Here is a 19161-nt window from a genome sequence, read left to right on the forward strand (position 1 = left end):
CGATGGCACGACCGCAACACTTCGGGTACTTCTTCTCGCGCGGGTTCGGCCCGCAGGCGTGGGGGCGCTCGGACTGGGACTGGGGCCACGACTGGACCAAGCCCGACCTGTACCAGCAGTCCGTCCGCACGCTCGAGCAGGCCGGCATGGACCTGGTCATCGCCGAGGACGCCATCTCGCTCGGCAACCCGTCGACGCTCGACCTGCGCATCCGCCAGGCGTACGGCGGCCCGAAGCACGACCCGCTGCTGCTCGCGCCGTACCTGTTCGCGGCGACCTCGCACATCGGCATCGCGCCGACCGTGAACGCCGGCTTCACGCCGCCGTACCTGGCTGCACGACAGTTCGCCACGCTGGCGCACCTGTCGTCGGAGCGCCTCGGCATCAACGTCGTGACCGACGTCGGCAGTGCCCGGCACGCCGGTCTGCCACCGCTGCCGCACGACCAGGCGTACGGCCGTGCCGAGGAGTGGATCACGCTGCTCCGCCGGCTCTGGGGTTCCTGGGGATCCGGGTTCATCGGGAACCGATCGGACTGGAGTTTCGCTGACGGCGACGCGCTCGACGCCTTCCACCACGAGGGCGAGTACTTCACCGCCGACGGTCCGCTCAACGCACTGCCGCTCGACTCGGACCCGGTGGTCGTCTCCCCTGGTGGTTCCGGTCGGGGCCTCGCGTTCGCCGGGACCCACTCGGACGTGCAACTCGCGCTCGCGCCGCTGTCGGCCGCCGCGGTGGCGGACTACCGCGGTCGCGTGATCGCCGCAGCGCGGAACGCCGGACGCAAGGCCGCCGACCTGCGCATCCTGTTCGTCCTCAAGCCCGAGATCGTCTCGTCGTCCGACGAGGCCGACCGCATCGTCGAAGCGTCCCGGCACCCGTCCGACGACGACCTGCGGACCGCGGCGATCGCGTGGTCGAGCGACTCCGAGACGGACCTGCTCGCGCTCGACCTCGATGCTCCCGTGCCGGACGGCACCTTCGGCGACCACGTCTCCGCCGGCACGATCCGCGGGCTGCTCGGCGACACCCCGGACGCCCCGCTGCGCACGCTCCTGGAACGCAAGGCCCGCAAGGGGCGGGTGTCCTCGCACGAGGGCTTCGTCGGAACCGCCGACGAGTTCGCCGACTTCATCGAGGAACTCGGGTCGGACGCCGACAACGACGGCATCATCTTCTCGGGCGACCTGCACCCGGCGCAGATCCACCGGATGTTCGGCGACCTCGTGCCGGTGCTCCGGCGCCGTGGGCTCCTGCGGCGGGAGTACGGCGCCGGGGGCATCCGGGCGAACCTGTTCGACTTCTAGTGGTGGACCGGCTCGACCACGCCTGATTCCTCGACGTCACGCACGTCGTCGGCCGTTCGGAGGATCTCCGCACGGTCCGACGCGGAGTTGATCGCCCAGTAGTAGACCACCAGCGAGAACACCGCGACGACGACGATGTCGATCCACAGCGGGAACACCGGGTGCGTCAGCGGACCGAAGTCGCTGAGGAACACGATGAGCCCCATGCCGATCAGGTACGGCAGCAGCCACTGTGCCGCCTTCCAGTCCCATCGCGGCCGGACGCTGGACCGGCCACGGAACACGTTGTTCAGGACGATCACCACGGCACCGATGAGGATCGCGACGCCGAGCTTCCCAGTCGGTGTCCCACCCGGTCCACAGGATGATGAGGTTCGCGACGATGAACGCGATCGGCGACAGGACTGCAGCGGCGGGCATCCGGTAGGGGCGCTCGATCTCCGGGATCCGCTTCCGGAACGCACCGAGCGCCAACGGGGCACCGGCGTACATCAGGACCGACGCGCTCGTGATGAGGCTCACCAGCCCCTGCCACGACGGGAACGGAGCGAAGCACGCGCAACCGACGACGAACGCCGTGACGAGCCCGACCCAGGGCACGCCCTGCTTCGTCGTCCACTCGAACGCCTTCGGGAAGTACCCGTTGCGACTGAGCCCGTAGGAGATGCGGCTCGTCGCCGTCACGTAGATCAGCCCGGTCCCCGCGGGCGAGATGATCGCGTCGATGAAGATGACCACCGCCAGCCAGGTGATGCCGGCGGCCATCGCGATGTCGGCGAACGGGCCCGTGTACTTCGTGAAGTCAGCGGTGGCCCAGGACCCCTGGATCGCATCCGACCGGAGCACCCCGAGGAACACGACCTGCAGCAGCAGGTAGATCACCAGCCCGATGAGCACCGAGCCGATGACGGCACGCGGGATGTCCCGTCGCGGGTTCTTCGCCTCACCCGCGAGCTGGTCGGCCTGCTCGAACCCGAGGAAGGCGAAGATGATGCCGGAGGTGGACACGGCCGCCAGGACCCCCTTGGCACCCTCGGGCATGAAGCCGTCGGCCGCCGTGAAGTTCGAGCCGTGGAACCCGCTGAACGCCAGCACGACGATGACCAGCAGCGGGATGGCGACCTTCCACCACGTCGCCGCCGAGTTCGTGTTCGCGAGGATCCGGACGCTGAACAGGTTGATCACCGTGACCACCGCCATGAGCAGGACGGCGACCGCGATGCCCGCGCCGGTGAGCAGCTGCTGCGTCTCCCCGTCCACCGTCGTGGTGTGCAGCCACGGGTGCGCGAACTGCCAGTGCTGCGCGTACTTGATCATCGCCTCGACCTCGATCGGGGCGACGGTCACGGACTGCAACCAGGAGAACCAGCCGAACGACGCACCGGCGACGCCCCCGAACGCGATGTGCGGGAACCGCGCCGTCCCGCCCGCGATCGGGAACATGCCGCCGAGTTCGGCGTGCACGAGGGCGAGGACGAGGATCGCCACACCACCGATGAGCCACGAGATGATCGCGGCCGGGCCGGCGGTCTTCAGGGCCTCCTGCGACCCGAAGAGCCAACCGGAGCCGATGATCGACCCCGTCGAGGCCCAGATGAGCCCGATGAAGCCCACGTTCCGCTTGAGGCCGGAGTCCGGCAACGCCGGCGTCGTCGTTGTAGCCACTGCTGCTCCCGTCGAGTGAGCGGGCCCCACGAACGGGGGTCGCGCTCATCGACTCTGGCACCGTGGCCGCGGCTTGGCCGGATTTTGTAACACGCCGGAAACAATTGTGCTGTATAAGCACTCAGGCTGCTACATCTTGGACTTCTTCTTCTTGCCGTCGTCCTTCTTGCCCGACTTCTTCTTGTCGGACTTCTTCTTGTCGGACTTCTTCTCGTCCGACTTCTTCTTGCCGTCGTCCTTCTTCTTGGACGGCTTCTTCTCCGACTTCTCCTGCTTCGCTTGCGCCGAGGGCAACGGCAGGACCGTCGCCTGCTCCGGCGACTCGACCCCGTCGATCGGCTCGACGACCACGGCGGAACCCGTGTCCAGCGCGACGTCGACCGCGTGCTCCTCGAGTACGGGCGCGAGCGCATCGGTGACCCGCTCGACGGTGAGCACCGCGTCGTCCTCGGCGAGACGCAACAGCGCCTGCGCGGTCCGCACGCGGGTCGTGGTCTTGCGTGCCAGGACGTCGGCGCGCGCACCCTCGAGGAACGTGCGGAGCGTCCGCTCGACGACCGACCGCCCACGCGGCGCAGCGCGGTCCAGGCGGTCCAGCTCACCGGCGACCCCGGCCACGTCGTCGGCGACGTGCTCGTACCGCACCGACTCGATCAGCGCCGCGATCGCTGCGGCACCCCGCTCGACGGCAGCCGAGCGCTGGTCGAGCACGACGAGCATCTCGACGACCGAACCGTAGGTGACGGTCTCGAGGCGCACGGGCTCGGCACCCCGGCCGCGGACGACCAGGCGAGCGTCGGGCGTGGGCAGCCAGGCGGCGAGGGCTGCGACCGTCGCGACGGACCCGACGATCCGCTCGTAGTCGGCGAGCACCACTCGCTCCTGCTCGCGCAGACGGACTCGGATCGCGATCTCCTGCACCACGTGGGGGCCTTCCGTTCGGGATCGACGCGGGCGTTTCCCTGCGCCTCCTCCGGAGCGTAGTCCCCTGACGTGGCGAGACAGCGAACGCCCCGGCATCGTCCAGGGACGGTGACGGGGCGTTCGTGCAACACGTGGTGACAGCGGCTCGACGACCGGCGAATGGTGGAGATGGGGGAATCGAACCCCCGTCCATCGCTGCAATTCGACGTCTTCTACGGGCGTATCCGGATAGTTCGTTCTGCTCGGCCCCGTCCTTTGCTACCGGCTTCTAGGACGACGGGCCCAGTCTCAGTGCAAGTCCCGCACGGCCCTGAGGCGCAACCGTGCAGCAAGTCCTCTGGATGACGCCGGGATCAGGTTAGGGGACGGTCACCTGGCCGACGGACTTCATGTGCTGGGCTGCTTACGCAGCGAGAGCGAAGTCAGTGCGCTTGGAATCGGCACTTGTTGTTTTCCACGGATCGTTCACGAGATAACCGTGGGTCCTCGGCCCGCTTCCCGTCGGCACACAGGCAATGTCGAAACCGATCATCCCCATGCGGGCCGGACGTGCGAGCCGCTGTCACGCTGTTGAGTTGTGTTGCCGCTGCTCCGATCGGAGCAGTCCCCCAGCCTAGCTGACCAAGGCGCGAGGGCGCTACTCGCCGACGCGGTTCTTCGTGCGCATTGCCCGCTCGGCCTCACGCTTGTCGGTCTTCTCCCGCAGGGCCTGCCGCTTGTCGAACTCGCGCTTGCCCTTGGCGACCGCGATCTCGATCTTGGCCCGACCGTCGTGGAAGTAGATCTGCAGCGGCACGAGGGTGTAGCCGCCCTGTGACGTCTTGTGCGAGATCTTCACGATCTGCTGCTTGTGGAGGAGCAGCTTCCGCTTGCGCCGCGGTGCGTGGTTGTTCCACGTTCCCTCGGTGTACTCGGGGATGTGCACCGCATCGATCCAGGCCTCGCCCCGGTCGATGTAGGCGTACCCGTCGACCAGCGAGGCGCGTCCCATGCGCAGCGACTTCACCTCGGTGCCGGACAGGACCATGCCGGCCTCGTACGTGTCCTCGATGAGGTAGTCGTGTCGGGCGCGACGGTTCGTCGCGACGATCTTCTCACCGCGTTCCTTCGCCATGACGACTCCTCTCGTTCCGGGCACTGCACTGCGCAGCCCTACAGACTACCCAACAGCAGGGACCCCACGCACCTTCCCGGCGCGGCGGATCAGACCTTGAGGTAGCGGCGGATGGCGATCGACGCCGACACCGCGGCGAGCAACACCCCGATGACGATCACCGACGGCACCACGATGGCCGCGTCGCCCATGCCGATGAACGCCGTGCCGGTGAAGCGCTCGGCCAGGAAGTTCCGGACGAAGAACCACACGACCGCGGTGATGGCACCACCCGCCAGGACGGCTCCGATGGCGGCGGCGATCACCCCTCGAGCACGAACGGCGTCTGGATGAACCGGTTCGACGCACCGACCAGCCGCATGATGCCGAGCTCTCGCCGGCGACTGAACGCGGACAACCGGATCGTGGTCGCGATGAGGAGCACGGCGGCGACGAGCATGAGCGCCGCGATGCCGATCGCCGTGTACGACGACGCGTTCAGGAGGTTGAAGATCGGTTGCAGGTAGCCGCGTTGGTCGACGACGCTCTGCACACCGGCGACCTTCGACAGGCTCTCGACGAGGACGTCGGCCTGCGACGGGTTCTTCAGGTTCACCCAGAAGGTCTCGTTGAGGTACTCGGGCTTGACGAACTCGGTCGCCGCGGAGTCCTTGAACTGCTCCTTGAAGCGGGTGAACGCCTGGTCCTGGTCCTCGTAGTACGTCTTCTCGATGTACGGCTTGAGGGTGGACGACTCGAGCTGGGCCTGGACCTGCTTCCGCTGGTCCTCGGTGGCCTTGGCACCCGTGCAGTTGCCGGTGGTGTCGGTGTCGGTGCACAGGTAGACGGCGACCTGCGCCCGGTCGTACCAGTACCCCTTCATCTGGTTGATCTGCATCTGGAGCAGGATCGCGGTCCCGACGAAGGTGAGCGAGATGAAGGTCACGAGGACGACGGAGACGACCATCGACGCGTTGCGCCGAAGGCCCGAGCCGACCTCGGACATGACGAGCCCGAGCCTCATCGGATGAGCCCCGGGATGGTCTGGATGCCGGTGGTGTTCGACACGGTGCCGCGCTGGATCGGGACCGCCTGGGTCTGGTAGCCGCCGGATTGCTCGTCACGGAGGACCGTGCCGTTCGACAGCTCGATGACCCGACGCTGCATCTGGTTGACGATGCTGGCGTCGTGGGTCGCCATGAGCACGGTGGTGCCTCCCTGGTTGATGCGTTCGAGGAGCGCCATGATGCCGGCGGACGTGGTGGGGTCCAGGTTGCCGGTGGGCTCGTCGGCCAGCAGGATCGCCGGCTTGTTGACGACGGCGCGGGCGATCGCCACGCGCTGCTGCTCACCACCGGAGAGCTCGTGCGGCATGCGGGTCGCCTTGCCGGCGAGCCCGACGAGCTTCAGCACGTCGGTCACGGCCTCGCTGATGAAGCCCTTGCTCTTGCCGATCACCTGCAGCGAGAACGCGACGTTGTCGAAGACGTTCTTGTTCGGCAGGAGTCGGAAGTCTTGGAACACGACGCCGAGGTTGCGCCGGAAGTACGGGACCTTCCGCGACGCCAGGGAGCCGAGGCGTTGCCCGAGCACGTGGATCTGGCCGCGTGAGGGCTTCTCCTCCTTGAGCACGAGTCGCAGGAAGCTGGACTTGCCGGAACCCGAGGCGCCCACGAGGAACACGAACTCGCCCTTGAGGATCTCGAGGGTGAGGTTGTCGAGCGCCGGACTCGGGTTGCCCGAGTAGACCTTGGTGACCTGGTCGAATTTGATCATGACCGGATCAGGGTAGGTCGCCCCGCTCGGAAAGCAAGCGAGGCGCGCGGCTCACGAACCCCTACGCGTCGACGGATTGCTTGCGCCAGCGGATGCCGGCGTTGATGAAGCCGTCCAGGTCGCCGTCGAACACGGCTGAGGGGTTGTTCACCTCGTGCTCGCTCCGCAGGTCCTTGACCATCTGGTACGGCGCCAGCACGTAGGACCGGATCTGGTCGCCCCAGCTCGCCGTGATGTTGCCGGCGAGCTCCTTCTTCTTCGCGTTCTCCTCTTCCTTCTTCAGGAGGAGCAGGCGCGACTGCAGCACGCGCATGGCGGCCGCACGGTTCTGGATCTGCGACTTCTCGTTCTGCATCGAGACGACGGTGCCGGTCGGGATGTGCGTCAGGCGGACCGCGGAGTCCGTCGTGTTGACGGACTGCCCGCCGGGGCCCGACGAGCGGAAGACATCGACGCGGATGTCGTTCTCAGGGATGTCGATGACCATCGTCTCCGGCATGAGCGGGATGACCTCGACCGCGGCGAACGAGGTCTGCCGCTTGCCCGCTGCGCCGAACGGCGACATGCGGACGAGGCGATGGGTGCCGGCCTCGATCGACAGGGTGCCGAAGGCGTGGGGGCGTCGACCTCGAACGTGGCGGACTTGATGCCCGCTTCCTCGGCGTAGGACGTCTCCATCACGGTGGTCTTGAAGCCGTGCTGCTCGGCGTACCGCAGGTACATGCGCATGAGCATCTCGGCGAAGTCCGCGGCGTCGACGCCGCCGGCCCCGGCCCGGATGGTGATCACGGCGGGGCGGTCGTCGTACTCGCCGTCGAGGAGCGTCTGCACCTCGAGGTCGCCCATGGTCTTCTGGATCGCCTTGAGCTCGGCGACGGCTTCGTCGGCGGAGTCTTGGTCGTCACCCTCGTTCGCCATCTCGACCAACACTTCGAGGTCGTCGATGCGTCGCTCGGTGTCGGTGATCTTCTTGAGCTCCGACTGCCGGTGCGAGAGCGCGCTCGTCACCTGCTGCGCGTGCTCGACGTCGTCCCAGAGGTCCTGGGCGCCCGCCTGCTCGCTGAGGTCGGCGATCTCGCGCTGCAGGCGGTCGACGTCGACCACCGAGCGGATGTTGCCGAAGGTCTCTCGGAGGGCGGAGAGCTGCTCGGTGAAGTCCAGTTCGACCATGGTCACCGATCCTACCGGCGCGGCAGGCCGGTCGGCGTCGCACCCCCGCCGGAGGGCGCTCTACCGCCCCAGCAGCGGCTCCCGCGACGCCATGCCCGCAGCCCCGGCCCGTGCGACCGCGTCCGGCAGCGCCGCCAGGAAGGCGTCGACGTCCGCGTCGGTCGAGGTGTGTCCGAGCGTGATCCGGAGCGCGCCGCGGGCGTCCTGCTCCGACAGTCCCATCGCGAGCAGCACGTGCGATGCCTCGGGCACGCCGGCCTGGCACGCCGAACCGGTCGACACCGCCACCCCGGCCGCGTCGAGCAGGAACAGCAGCGAGTCGCCCTCGCAGCCCGGGAACGTGAAGTGCGCGTTGCCGGGCAGCCGGTCGTCGGGGTCGCCCATCAGCACGGCGGACGGCACGGCCGCGCGGACACCGGCGACGAGCCGGTCGCGCAGGGCCACGAGCGACGGATGCGGCATCGGCTCGGCGGCGACCGTCGCGGCCGCGACGCCGAACGACGCCGCAGCGGGGCGTCCTGGGTGCCGCTCCGCACCTGCCGCTGCTGCCCGCCGCCGTGGATGAGGGGCTCGACGGTGGCCTTCCGCCCGAGCACCAGTGCACCGATGCCGACCGGCCCACCGACCTTGTGGGCGGAGACGCTCAGGGCGTCGAGGCCGGACGCGGCGAACGACACCGGCACCTGGCCGTAGGCGGCGACGGCGTCGCTGTGCACGGGCACGCCGGCGGCGTGCGCCAGCTCCACGATGCGTGACACGGGCTGGATGGTGCCCACCTCGTTGTTCGCCCACAGGAACGTGACCAGGGCGACGTCGTCGGCGGAGGCGAGTCGTGCCTCCAGTCCGACGAGGTCGACGCGACCCTGCGCGTCCAACGGGACCACGTCGATGACGGCACCCTCGTGCGTCTCCAACCAGGTCAGGGTGTCGACGGTGGCGTGGTGCTCGCCGCCCGGGACGACGATGCGGGGGCGGGCACGGTCGCGTTGACGCGCCCAGAACAGGCCCTTCACGGCGAGGTTGATGCTCTCGGTGCCGCCGGAGGTGAACACGACCTCGACGGTGTCGGCGTCGAGCGACCGGGCGACCGCGGCGCGGCCGTCCTCGAGCAGCATCTTGGCGCGCTGCCCGGCGCTGTGGATCGACGACGGGTTGCCGACGGTTCCGAGCGCGTCGGTGAACGCGGCGAGCGCCTCCGGCAGGATCGGCGTCGTCGCGGCGTGGTCGAGGTAGACCGGCATCTGCACCCCCTGGAACGAGCGGTGTCCAGGATACGCGTCGGTCCTCGTACCCTTGTCGGGTGCACGAGACAGCGATCGACCACACCCCGGGGTTCGACCTCGGGGCCGACGTCCCGCGGTTCTCCCTGCGGTCCGCCACCGCCACGGCCGTCGTCGTGGTCGTCGAGCGAGCGGACGGGCAGTCGGTCCGGTACCCGCTCGAGCGGCTGCCGGCGACCGACCTGTGGACGGCCGAGACCCCCGGCATCGCCCCGGGTGACCGCTACCACCTGCTCGTCGACGGGCCCGTCGGACCGCGCAACGAGTTCGACCCGACGCGGCCCCTGCTCGACCCGTACGCGCGCGGCATCGTCCCGACCGGCGCGGACGAGGCCGGAACCGACACCGGGACCGGAACCGACACCGGGACCCGCGCGCCCCGCTGGACGAGCGTCGTCGTGGACGACGCCTTCGACTGGGGCGGCATCGTGAAGCCCACGGTCCCGCTCGACCGCGCCGTGGTCTACGAGGCGAACGTCCGCACCCTGACCGCCGCGAACCCGCACCTGCCGGAGCACCTGCGCGGCACGTACGCCGGGGTGGCGCACGAGAGCACCATCGCGCACCTGCACCGGATCGGCGTCACGACGCTCGAGCTCCTGCCGGTGCACGCGTTCGACACCGAGAACTGGTTGCGGGACGCCGGCCGCGAGAACGCCTGGGGCTACAACACGCTCGGGTTCTTCGCGCCGCACGCCGCGCACGCCTCGGCACCCGCACGGGCGGAGGGCGCGTCCGCGGTCCTGCGCGAGTTCAAGGGCATGGTCCGACTGCTGCACGAGGCCGGCATCCAGGTGGTGCTCGACGTCGTCTACAACCACACGGCGGAAGAGGGCCTCGGCGGACCCACCACCAGCCTGCGCGGCATCGACGGCGCGGACCGGTACCGGTGGACCCAGGCGCACCCGCCGTTCCGGGACACCTACTACGACACCACCGGCTGCGGGAACACCCTGGACACCTCCGTGGAGTCCACGGCGGACCTGATCGTCGACAGCCTGGTCTACTGGGCGCGCGAGGTGCAGGTCGACGGCTTCCGCTTCGACCTGATGGCCGCCCTGGCCCGGAACGCCGACCACGTCTTCGACCCGTCGCACCCGCTGCTCGAGCGGATCCGGAACCACCCCGACCTGCAGGACACCCTGGTCATCGCCGAGCCGTGGGACGTCGGACCCGACGGTTGGAAGACCGGCTCGTTCGGGGCGGCCGGCGACCGCACCAGTGAGTGGAACGACGGCTTCCGCAACACGGTCCGCCAGTTCTGGCTCACCGACATCGCCGAGGAACGCCGCAACGGCATGCCCCACACCGGCATCGGCGCGCTGGCCGGCGCGTTGACCGGCTCCCGCCATCTGTTCGGCGCCGAGCGCGGCCCGCTCGCGAGCGTCAACTTCGTCACCGCCCACGACGGCTTCACGCTGCTCGACCTGGTGTCGTACGACGGCAAGCACAACGCGGCGAACGGCGAGGAGAACCGCGACGGCTCGAACGACAACCGCTCGTTCAACCACGGCGTCGAGGGCGACACCGCCGACCGCGGCGTCCGGGCAGCGCGCGGCCGGTCGATGCGGAACCTCGCGGCGACGCTGCTGCTCTCCGCCGGGGTGCCGATGCTCACCGCGGGCGACGAGCGGAGCCGCACGCAGCACGGCAACAACAACGCGTACGTCGTCTCCGACGACCTCACCCCGGTGGACTGGTCCGACGACGAGGACGCCGAGTCGATGACCGAGGCCGTCGCCGCGCTCGCCCGGTTCCGGCAGGCGCACCCCGCACTCCGGCCGACGCGCTTCGGCGTCGAGGGGCAGGAGACCCCGGGCGCCTCGCGGATGTCCTGGTACGGACCGGACGGGCACCCGATGACCATCGAGGGCTGGGACCAGCCGGTGCACCGCGTCCTGCAGTACTTCGCCGAGTCGACGCCCGAACACGAGCCGTACGACCGCGTGCTGGTCGTCGTGCACGGCAGCGGGCGCACACGGGACCTGACGCTGCCGGTGCGCGAGGACGTGCTCGGCTACCGCCTCGCGTGGTCGAGCGAGAAGCACCGTGACCACGAGCGGCTCCGCCCCGCCGGTCAGGTGTTCACCGCCTACGGCCCCGGCATCCACCTGTTCGAGCCGGCGTAGCGCCGGGCGTTCGGGCGCTCGGGCGTTCGGGCGTTCGGGCGCTCGCGCGCTGCGCCCCGTCAACGTCATCGCGCCCCGGAGAGTCGGGGCGCGATGACCACGGCGGGGCGCAACGTGGTCCCAATCGACGGTCGGACGGGAGGCCCGTGGCGGCCCCGTCCCGCGCCTCCCGTCCGTCCCTCCACCGGCACGAGCGACCGACGAGCTGTCCACACGACACGCGTTCCGGGGAACGTCCGGGCGGCTTCCGGGTAGGTTCGGCACGTGGCCACCGCAGACCGACCCCGCCGACCGAAGATCGGGCGCATCCCGATCACCGAGCTCGCCCCGAGGACGCCGAACGGGTTCCCCGGCAAGGCGTTCGACGGCGAGGTGATCACGTTCGGTGCGACCGTCTTCCGAGAAGGACACGGCATCATCGGCGCCGACCTCGTCCTCGAACGCCCGGACGGGGGCACCAGGACCGTCCCCCTGGCCCTCGGCGCGCCCGGGACCGACCGGTACGGGGCGACCGTCCAGGTCGACCACGTCGGCGTCTGGACCTGGCACGTCGAGTCCTACTCCGACGACTGGGCCACGTGGCTGCACGCCGCACGGCTGAAGATCGCGGCCGGGGTGGACACCGAGGCGACGCTCCTCGACGGCGCCCTGCTGCTCGACCGCCTCGCCGACGAGACCGACTCCCCGCCGCCACCCGTGCGGCAGCCAAGGTGCGTGACACCGACCTCGACCCGGCCGAGCGCCTGGCCGCCGTCGACGACCCGCGCATCGTGGCCGAGGTCGAGGAAGCACCGCTCACCTCGCTCCGCACGCACTCCCCGACGCAGCTGCTCGACGTCGAGCGCACCCGGGCCGGTGTCGGTGCCTGGTACGAGTTCTTCCCGCGCAGCGAGGGCGCGAAGAAGAACGCGGACGGGTCTTGGAAGAGCGGCGACTTCCGCACCGCTGCCCGTCGTCTGCCCGCCGTCGCCCGGATGGGCTTCGACGTCGTCTACCTGCCGCCGATCCACCCGATCGGCACGACCGCACGCAAGGGCCCGAACAACACGCTCACCCCGGGGCCGCACGACCCCGGCAGCCCCTGGGCGATCGGCTCCCCGAGGGCGGTCACGACGCGATCCACCCCGACCTCGGGTCGGAGGACGACTTCCGCGACTTCGTCGAGACCGCGAAGAACACCGGCATGGAAGTGGCGCTCGACTTCGCGTTGCAGTGCTCCCCGACCACCCCTGGGTCACCGAGCACCCGAACTGGTTCACGCAGCGCGCCGACGGATCGATCGCCACGGCCGAGAACCCGCCGAAGCGCTACCAGGACATCTACCCGATCCAGTTCGACTCCGACCCCGAGGGCCTGGTCGCCGAGGTCCTGCGCGTCCTGCGGCACTGGATCGACTTCGGCATCCGGATCTTCCGGGTCGACAACCCGCACACCAAGCCGCTCTGGTTCTGGGAGCGCGTGATCCGCGAAGTCCGCGACGAGCACCCGGACACCGTGTTCCTGGCCGAGGCGTTCACCCGTCCGGCGATGATGCGCGCACTGGCAGAGGTCGGGTTCCAGCAGTCGTACTCGTACTTCACGTGGCGGAACACGAAGGAAGAGGTCGAGTCCTACTTCGAGGAGTTGTCGCACGAGACGAGCGACTACCTGCGTCCGAACCTGTTCGTGAACACGCCGGACATCCTCACCGAGTACCTGCAGTTCGGCGGTCGCGCCGGGTACAAGGTGCGTGCCGCGCTCGCCGCGACGGGGGCCCCGACGTGGGGCATGTACTCCGGGTACGAGCTGTTCGAGGACGTCGCCCGACCCGGCTCGGAAGAGAACATCGACAACGAGAAGTACGAGTACAAGCCGCGTGACTTCGCCCTGGCCGAGGCCGAGGGCGCGTCGCTCGCCCCGTACGTGACGATGCTCAACCGGCTCCGTGCCGCGCACCCCGCCCTCCGCCAGCTGCGGAACCTGCACGTGCACGCGGCGGACGACCCCGCGACCGTCGTGTACTCGAAGCACCTGTCCGGCGAGTTCATCCGCTCCGGGCACGCCGACACCGTGATCGTCGTGGCGAACGTCGACCCGCACTCGGCGCGTGAGACCACCGTGCACCTGGACCTCGCTGCGCTCGGCCTGCCGGCCGACAGCCGGTTCGACGTCCGTGACGTCGTGACGGGGCAGCGCTGGGTCTGGGGCGCGTCGAACTACGTCCGCCTGGACGCGTTCCAGGAACCCGTGCACCTGCTCGTCGTGGAAGGACTGCACCGATGACGAACGACCCGACCGCACCCCAGCCGACCCCGCCGTCGCGCCGCGGCCCCGCCGTACCGCCGGTACCGCCTCCGCCGCCGCCCGTGCCCGCGCGGACACCGTCCGACGCCGCGCCGGAACCGCGCTACGAGCCGCGGGTCTCCGCCCCCGACGAGGACCTGCCCGGTGCTCCCGCTGCACCGCGCGAGGCGCCCGACCGCGGGGTCGCCGAGTCCGCCACGCTGGCGGGGCACCCCGCCGACGCGACGCACCCGCGGGGACCGTCCGTCGACGCCGTCGCGTCCTCGGGCACTCCGACCGGAGGCCCGTCCACCGTTGCGCCGTCGACCGCCCTCCCGACGCCGCCGGATCCCGAGCCCGCCACCGCCGACAGCACGAGCCCGCGCCCGGCTCCGGTCGAGCAGTGGCTGCGCCAACAGGTCGCCGAGGGCCGCTGGTCCCAGCCCCACGACGTCCTCGGCCCGCACGCCGTCGACGGCGGCACGAGCGTCCGCGTGGTGCGTCACCTGGCGCAGGCGGTCCGGCTCGTCCGGCTCGACGGCGACGACGTCGAGTTGACCCACGAGGGCGACGGTCTCTGGGCCGGTGCCACCGCCGAGGAGCTCGGGCGCTACCGGGTCGAGGCCGACTACGACTTCGACGAGTCCTCGGAAGACGACGACGCCACCTGGACGACCGACGACGCGTACCGGTTCGCCCCGACGCTCGGCGAACTCGACCTGCACCTGTTCGGTGAGGGCCGCGACGAGCAGCTCTGGCACCACCTCGGCGCGCACGTCCGCACGATCGACGGCGTCGACGGCGTCGCGTTCGCCGTGTGGGCACCCCGAGCCACCGCCGTCCGCGTGATCGGCGACTTCGAGGGCTGGGAGGGCCGCACCACGGCGATGCGCCGTCTGAGCGACCTCGGCGTCTGGGAGCTGTTCTGGCCCGGGGCCGTCGCGGGGCAGCGGTACAAGTTCCAGATCCTCACCGACTCCGGCTGGGTCGAGCGCGCGGACCCGTTCGCCCGCGAGGCCGGGATCGCCCCGGCCACCGCCTCGGTCATCACCGAGTCGAGCTACACGTGGTCCGACGGCGACCGCGCCTGGATGGAACGCCGCGCGGAGACGACCACGCACGACCAGCCGATGAGCGTCTACGAGGTCCACCTCGGCTCGTGGCGCCCCGGGCTGTCGTACCGCGAGGTCGCCGACCAGCTCATCGGGCACGTCCAGTACACGGGCTTCACGCACGTGGAGTTCCTGCCGCTCGCCGAGCACCCGTTCGGCGGCTCGTGGGGCTACCAGGTCACCGGGTACTACGCACCGACCGCACGCTACGGCTCCCCCGACGACCTGCGGTACCTGATCGACCGCCTGCACTCCGCCGGCATCGGCGTGATCATCGACTGGGTCCCCGGACACTTCCCGAAGGACGAGTGGGCACTCGGACGCTTCGACGGCCACGCGCTGTTCGAGCACCCGGATCCCCGCCGCGGCGAGCAGCTCGACTGGGGCACCTACGTGTTCGACTTCGGGCAGCCGCAGGTCCGGAACTTCCTGGTCGCCAACGCCCTGTACTGGCTCGAGGAGTTCCACATCGACGGCCTGCGCGTCGACGCCGTCGCCTCGATCCTGTACCTCGACTACTCCCGCACCGACTGGCTGCCGAACATCCACGGCGGCCGCGAGAACCTCGACGCCGTCGCGTTCCTGCAGGAGACGAACGCCACCGCGTACAAGCGCTACCCGGGCATCGTGATGATCGCCGAGGAGAGCACCTCGTGGCCCGGCGTGACCCAGCCGACCAGCGCCGGTGGGCTCGGGTTCGGCCAGAAGTGGAACATGGGCTGGATGCACGACTCGCTCGAGTACGTGCAGCGCGACCCCGCGTACCGCAGCTACCACCACGACGAGATCACGTTCTCGTTCGTCTACGCCTTCAGTGAGCAGTTCACCCTGCCGATCAGCCACGACGAGGTCGTGCACGGCAAGGGCTCGCTCTACGGCAAGATGCCCGGCGACGAGTGGCAGAAGCTCGCGAACGTCCGGGCCTACCTGGCGTTCATGTGGGCCCACCCCGGCAAGCAGCTGCTCTTCATGGGGCAGGAGTTCGCCCAGCCCGCAGAGTGGTCCGAGGCGAAGGGGCTCGACTGGTGGCTCCTCGATCAGCCCGGGCACCGCGGTGTGCAGGACCTCGTCGCTGCCCTGAACCGGGTCTACAAGGACACGCCCGCGCTCTGGACGTACGACAGCACGGCCGACGGCTTCGAGTGGATCGAGGGCGGCGACGCACCCCACTCGACACTCGGGTTCCTGCGCAAGGCCGGCGACGACCGGCTGGCGGTGTTCGTGAACTTCTCGGGCGTGCCCGTCGAGCGCCGGTTCGGCCTGCCGAGCGCCGGTGAGTGGCACGAGGTGCTCAACACCGACGCCGCAGAGTACGGCGGCTCCGGTGTCGGCAACCTCGGGGTCGTCACGGCCGAGGACACCCCGTGGGCCGGCCGCCCGGCGTCGGCGCACCTCGTGGTGCCGCCGCTCGGCGCCGTCTGGCTCGAGCTCGCGCAGTAGGACGTTCCGCGCGTACGAAGCCGTTTCGCGCGTAGGAGGCCGGACATCCCGGCCTCCCACGCGCGATTCGTCATCTCATGGCCTGCGCAAGGGGTCGGAACGCCCGCACGAACGGACGGGAGGCCCGTGGCGGATCCGCCACGGGCCTCCCGTCCGTTCGTCGCGCGCGTCTAGTACAGGGCGCTCGCCAGGCGACGGCGGGCCGCGACCACGCGCGGGTCGTCGGTCCCGATGAGCTCGAAGTACTCGACGAGGCGGACACGCAGGGCTTCACGGTCCTCGCCGAACACCGTCGGCACCAGGTCGAGCAGGCGCCCGAAGGCGTCCTCGACGTGGCCACCGGAGATGTCGAGGTCGGCGACCGCGAGCTGCGCCGGGACGTCCTTCGGACCCGCGCCGGCGGCGGCACGGATGTCGTCGGCGGTGTGGCCGTTCAGCCGGTCCAGCAGCGACACCTGCGCGAGCCCCGCGACGGCCATCTGGTCGTGCGGGTCCTGCAGGATCGCGGTCTTGTACTCGGTGATCGCCGTGGCGTAGTCGCCCTGCTCGATCGCGTCGTACGCGGCCTGGTGGTGCGGCGGCAGCGCCTCCGGCTCCGGCTCGCCCTGCTCGGCGGTGTCGTCGGTCGCGGCGGCACCGTCCACGGTGACGCGACCGGAGACGCCGTTCTGCTCGGCTGCCTGGAGGACCTGCTCGTAGACGTCGCGGACCTGCGCCTCGGGCAGCGCGCCGACGAAGAGCCCGAGCGGGCGTCCGCCGATCAGCGCGGCCACGGTCGGGATCGACTGCGCCTGGAACGCCTGGACGAGCTGCGGGTTCGTGTCGGCGTCCACCTTGGCGAGCAGCACGCGCCCGCCGTACTCGGCGGTCAGCTGCTCGAGGATCGGCGAGAGCTGCTTGCACGGCCCGCACCACTCGGCCCAGATGTCGACGATGACCGGCACCACGGACGACAGCTCCAGGACGTCCTGGAACGCGTCGTCGGTGACGTCGAGGACGAGCGACGGGACGGTCAGGTCGCCGCCGGTCTCGGTGCCCGGCACCGCAGCTCCGGTCGGGCTTCCTGCCTGCGCCGGAGCACCGGCGGGCGGCTGGGGCGGCCGCTGTGCGCGGTCGACGAGGGACGACAGGTCCACGGCTCCGCGGAGCCCGGACGGGGTCGGGGGATGTTGCTCATTGCACCTCACTCGCTGCGGTCAGGCCCTGCGTGAACCCGAGCAGGACCACTTTGTCATCCGAGGCGACCGGTGGCACGTAGAAGAGCAGCTGGACGCCGTACGTGGCGCTGATGCCCTTCTTGCTCGTGTCGACCCCGGACAGTGCCTTGACGGCACCCTCGGTGTTGACCTCGGCGCCGGAGGCGGTCGGGGTCACCTTCTCGATCTCGTTGAGGTCGGCGGAGACGAGCGCGCCGGCGTCGTCGGTCGCGATCGCGACGGCGGAGTCCTCCGGGGCCTCGGACGAGTACTCGATCTTCGCCGTGTCCGGCAGGGACTCCGCCTTCTTGTCCTTGTACGCCTTGCCGATGGTGGTGCGGAGGCCGTCACCCTCGGTGGCGAACAGGTCGGCGTACTCGCTCTTCGAGTCCTTGGACAGGATGTCGCCGTAGGCGGTCGCGACCTGGTCCGGGGCGATCGCGAGGAGCTTCGACTGCGGGGCCAGGAGCGCCGCGCCGATCGACGTCGGCGCGAGGCTCGGGATCTTGGCGTCGGCCTCGAGCGAGACGTCGTAGGCGACCTTGTACGGGTCGCGCGCGGTGTCCTGCACGAGCGTCAGGGCCTGCGGTGCCGACTTGGCGTCGCAGTCCTCGGCGACGATCACGAAGACCGTGCGCGGCCACGTGTCGGTCTGCTGTGGCAACGCGACGCACACCTGACCGGCTGAGATCGCCGGCGGGGCCTTGACCTCGGAGTCCTTGCCGCGGATGGCGTAGTTCGCCGTCCGCAGGTCGAGCGCGGCACCGGTGAACCGGGTCGTCGCGAGGTCGGTGTCGCGGGCTCCGTCGGCCTTCTCGGCGACCGCTGCGATCCGCTCGACCACGCGGGTGATCTGCTGCTTGGTCGCCGCCGTGGGCTCGGTGGTCTCCGCCGCGCCGGTCGCGCTGGCCGTGGGCGTCGGGGTCGCGAGCGAGGGATCCCCACCCTGCGGCCAGTAGTCGGACGAGCAGCCGGCCAGTGCGAGCGTGCCGACCAGCACCACGGGGACCGCGATGAACGCGCGCGAACCGCGGCGACCCCGGGTCGGGACCTGGGCACCGGCGGCGGCGGCGCGGCGCGACGCCCGCACGCGCGGCGGTCGGGTGCCACCGCTCCGACGACGCGGCCCACGACCGCGGCGCTGGTGCAGGAACGCCAGGACCAGCAGCACGATGCCACCGAGTGCGAAGACGCCACCGGCGACCAGCAATGGCCCGACGGACGGCGTCGCGGTGTCCTTCGGCCAGGTGACCGAGACGTCGCTCGGGGCGGCGGCGGTGCCGTCGCTGACGATGAGGACCGAGACGTCCTGTGGCAGACGGACCGTGAACTGCCCGGAGCCGTCGTACTCCTGGTACCAGAGGTCGCTGCCCTTCGGCGACGGGACGGACGCCTCGGAGCCGGTGGTCTTGCCCACCAGCTTCGCGCTCTCGGCGTCGAACCGGAGCGTGGTGTGCTCGGCGTCGCCGACCCACGCGTCGACGTCGGCCGTCTTGCCGTACGCCGCGAAGACCTTGCCGGAGCCGGACACGTTGATGCGCTGGTAGCCGGGGTTCGCGTTGAGCGTCGACCCGGGGATCACGGTGACCGGAGCGGAGCTGGTGGTCGAGCTGTCCGCGACGAGCGAGGACGGCGGAGCGAACACGGTCCGCTGTCCGACCGCCAACGCGACGAGCAGCAGGCCGATGACGAAACTGACGATCGCCAGGACGAATCGCACGAACACTCTCCCTACCGCGCCGGGGTGGGGATGTCGGCGCGCGAATCAGCGACTCAGGATAGCGAGCATGGCTGAGCAGCGCATCCA

At 70.3% G+C, this 19161-nt stretch carries 10 protein-coding genes, 1 other RNA gene and 3 pseudogenes; 4 read left to right on the forward strand and 10 right to left on the reverse strand.

Annotated features, from left to right (window positions below):
- Positions 1-2 precede the first annotated feature (2 nt).
- The gene (locus JN350_RS14145; RefSeq protein WP_205462586.1) at positions 3-1307 is read left to right on the forward strand and encodes an LLM class flavin-dependent oxidoreductase; all 1305 of its coding nucleotides are present in this window, start codon (positions 3-5) and stop codon (positions 1305-1307) included.
- 36 nt (positions 1308-1343) lie between these two features.
- Here JN350_RS14145 and JN350_RS14150 read toward each other — a convergent pair whose 3' ends face one another.
- From JN350_RS14150 to JN350_RS14185, 8 genes and pseudogenes are all read right to left on the reverse strand, one after another.
- Positions 1344-2972 carry an APC family permease gene (locus JN350_RS14150; RefSeq protein WP_205462587.1) on the reverse strand — a complete coding sequence of 543 codons (1629 nt, stop codon included), beginning with the start codon at positions 2970-2972 and terminating at the stop codon, positions 1344-1346.
- A 129-nt stretch (positions 2973-3101) separates the two neighbouring features.
- Positions 3102-3896, reverse strand: a complete 795-nt coding sequence (locus JN350_RS14155; protein ID WP_205462588.1) for a hypothetical protein — start codon at positions 3894-3896, stop codon at positions 3102-3104.
- Between the two features lie 160 nt (positions 3897-4056).
- Positions 4057-4432: a transfer-messenger RNA gene (gene ssrA, locus JN350_RS14160) on the reverse strand.
- A 101-nt stretch (positions 4433-4533) separates the two neighbouring features.
- Positions 4534-5010 (reverse strand): SsrA-binding protein SmpB, encoded by a 477-nt coding sequence (smpB, locus tag JN350_RS14165; RefSeq protein WP_205462589.1) that lies wholly within the window; start codon positions 5008-5010, stop codon positions 4534-4536.
- An 89-nt stretch (positions 5011-5099) separates the two neighbouring features.
- A pseudogene (ftsX, locus tag JN350_RS14170) lies at positions 5100-6013 on the reverse strand (permease-like cell division protein FtsX).
- The gene (gene ftsE / locus JN350_RS14175; RefSeq protein WP_111086441.1) at positions 6010-6765 is read right to left on the reverse strand and encodes a cell division ATP-binding protein FtsE; all 756 of its coding nucleotides are present in this window, start codon (positions 6763-6765) and stop codon (positions 6010-6012) included. The pseudogene ftsX and the gene ftsE overlap by 4 nt, the downstream one beginning before the upstream one ends.
- A 61-nt stretch (positions 6766-6826) precedes the next feature.
- Positions 6827-7935 (reverse strand): peptide chain release factor 2 gene (prfB, locus tag JN350_RS14180; protein ID WP_205462590.1). Its coding sequence is split into 2 segments (ribosomal slippage): positions 6827-7380 and positions 7380-7935, totalling 1110 coding nucleotides; the frame shifts between segments, so codons are not numbered across the junction.
- Between the two features lie 60 nt (positions 7936-7995).
- Positions 7996-9176: pseudogene (locus tag JN350_RS14185) on the reverse strand (cysteine desulfurase family protein).
- A 59-nt stretch (positions 9177-9235) separates the two neighbouring features.
- Between JN350_RS14185 and JN350_RS14190 the strand changes: the two are divergent.
- The 3 genes and pseudogenes from JN350_RS14190 (at position 9236) to glgB (ending at position 16158) form a co-directional block, all read left to right on the forward strand.
- Positions 9236-11344, forward strand: coding sequence for a glycogen debranching protein (locus JN350_RS14190; RefSeq protein ID WP_205462591.1), 2109 nt, complete (start codon positions 9236-9238; stop codon positions 11342-11344).
- A 297-nt stretch (positions 11345-11641) separates the two neighbouring features.
- A pseudogene (locus JN350_RS14195) lies at positions 11642-13606 on the forward strand (alpha-1,4-glucan--maltose-1-phosphate maltosyltransferase).
- Entirely contained in the window at positions 13603-16158 is a 2556-nt protein-coding gene (gene glgB / locus JN350_RS14200; protein ID WP_205462592.1) for a 1,4-alpha-glucan branching protein GlgB, read from the forward strand. The pseudogene JN350_RS14195 and the gene glgB overlap by 4 nt, the downstream one beginning before the upstream one ends.
- Positions 16159-16328: 170 nt before the next feature.
- Here the strand turns inward: glgB and JN350_RS14205 are convergent, their stop codons facing one another.
- The gene (locus JN350_RS14205; RefSeq protein WP_205462593.1) at positions 16329-17345 is read right to left on the reverse strand and encodes a tetratricopeptide repeat protein; all 1017 of its coding nucleotides are present in this window, start codon (positions 17343-17345) and stop codon (positions 16329-16331) included.
- Positions 17332-19074, reverse strand: coding sequence for a hypothetical protein (locus JN350_RS14210; protein ID WP_205462594.1), 1743 nt, complete (start codon positions 19072-19074; stop codon positions 17332-17334). The genes JN350_RS14205 and JN350_RS14210 overlap by 14 nt, the downstream gene beginning before the upstream one ends.
- Between the last annotated feature and the right edge of the window lie 87 nt (positions 19075-19161).

The organism is Curtobacterium sp. 24E2, assembly GCF_016925595.1.
Taxonomy (GTDB): Bacteria; Actinomycetota; Actinomycetes; order Actinomycetales; family Microbacteriaceae; genus Curtobacterium.

Bases quoted from the DNA above. Each gene is read 5' to 3' on its own strand.
- ftsE (WP_111086441.1), bottom strand. From the start codon at position 6,765: ATGATCAAATTCGACCAGGTCACCAAGGTCTACTCGGGCAACCCGAGT.
- glgB (WP_205462592.1), top strand. From the start codon at position 13,603: ATGACGAACGACCCGACCGCACCCCAGCCGACCCCGCCGTCGCGCCGC.
- smpB (WP_205462589.1), bottom strand. From the start codon at position 5,010: ATGGCGAAGGAACGCGGTGAGAAGATCGTCGCGACGAACCGTCGCGCC.
- JN350_RS14145 (WP_205462586.1), top strand. From the start codon at position 3: ATGGCACGACCGCAACACTTCGGGTACTTCTTCTCGCGCGGGTTCGGC.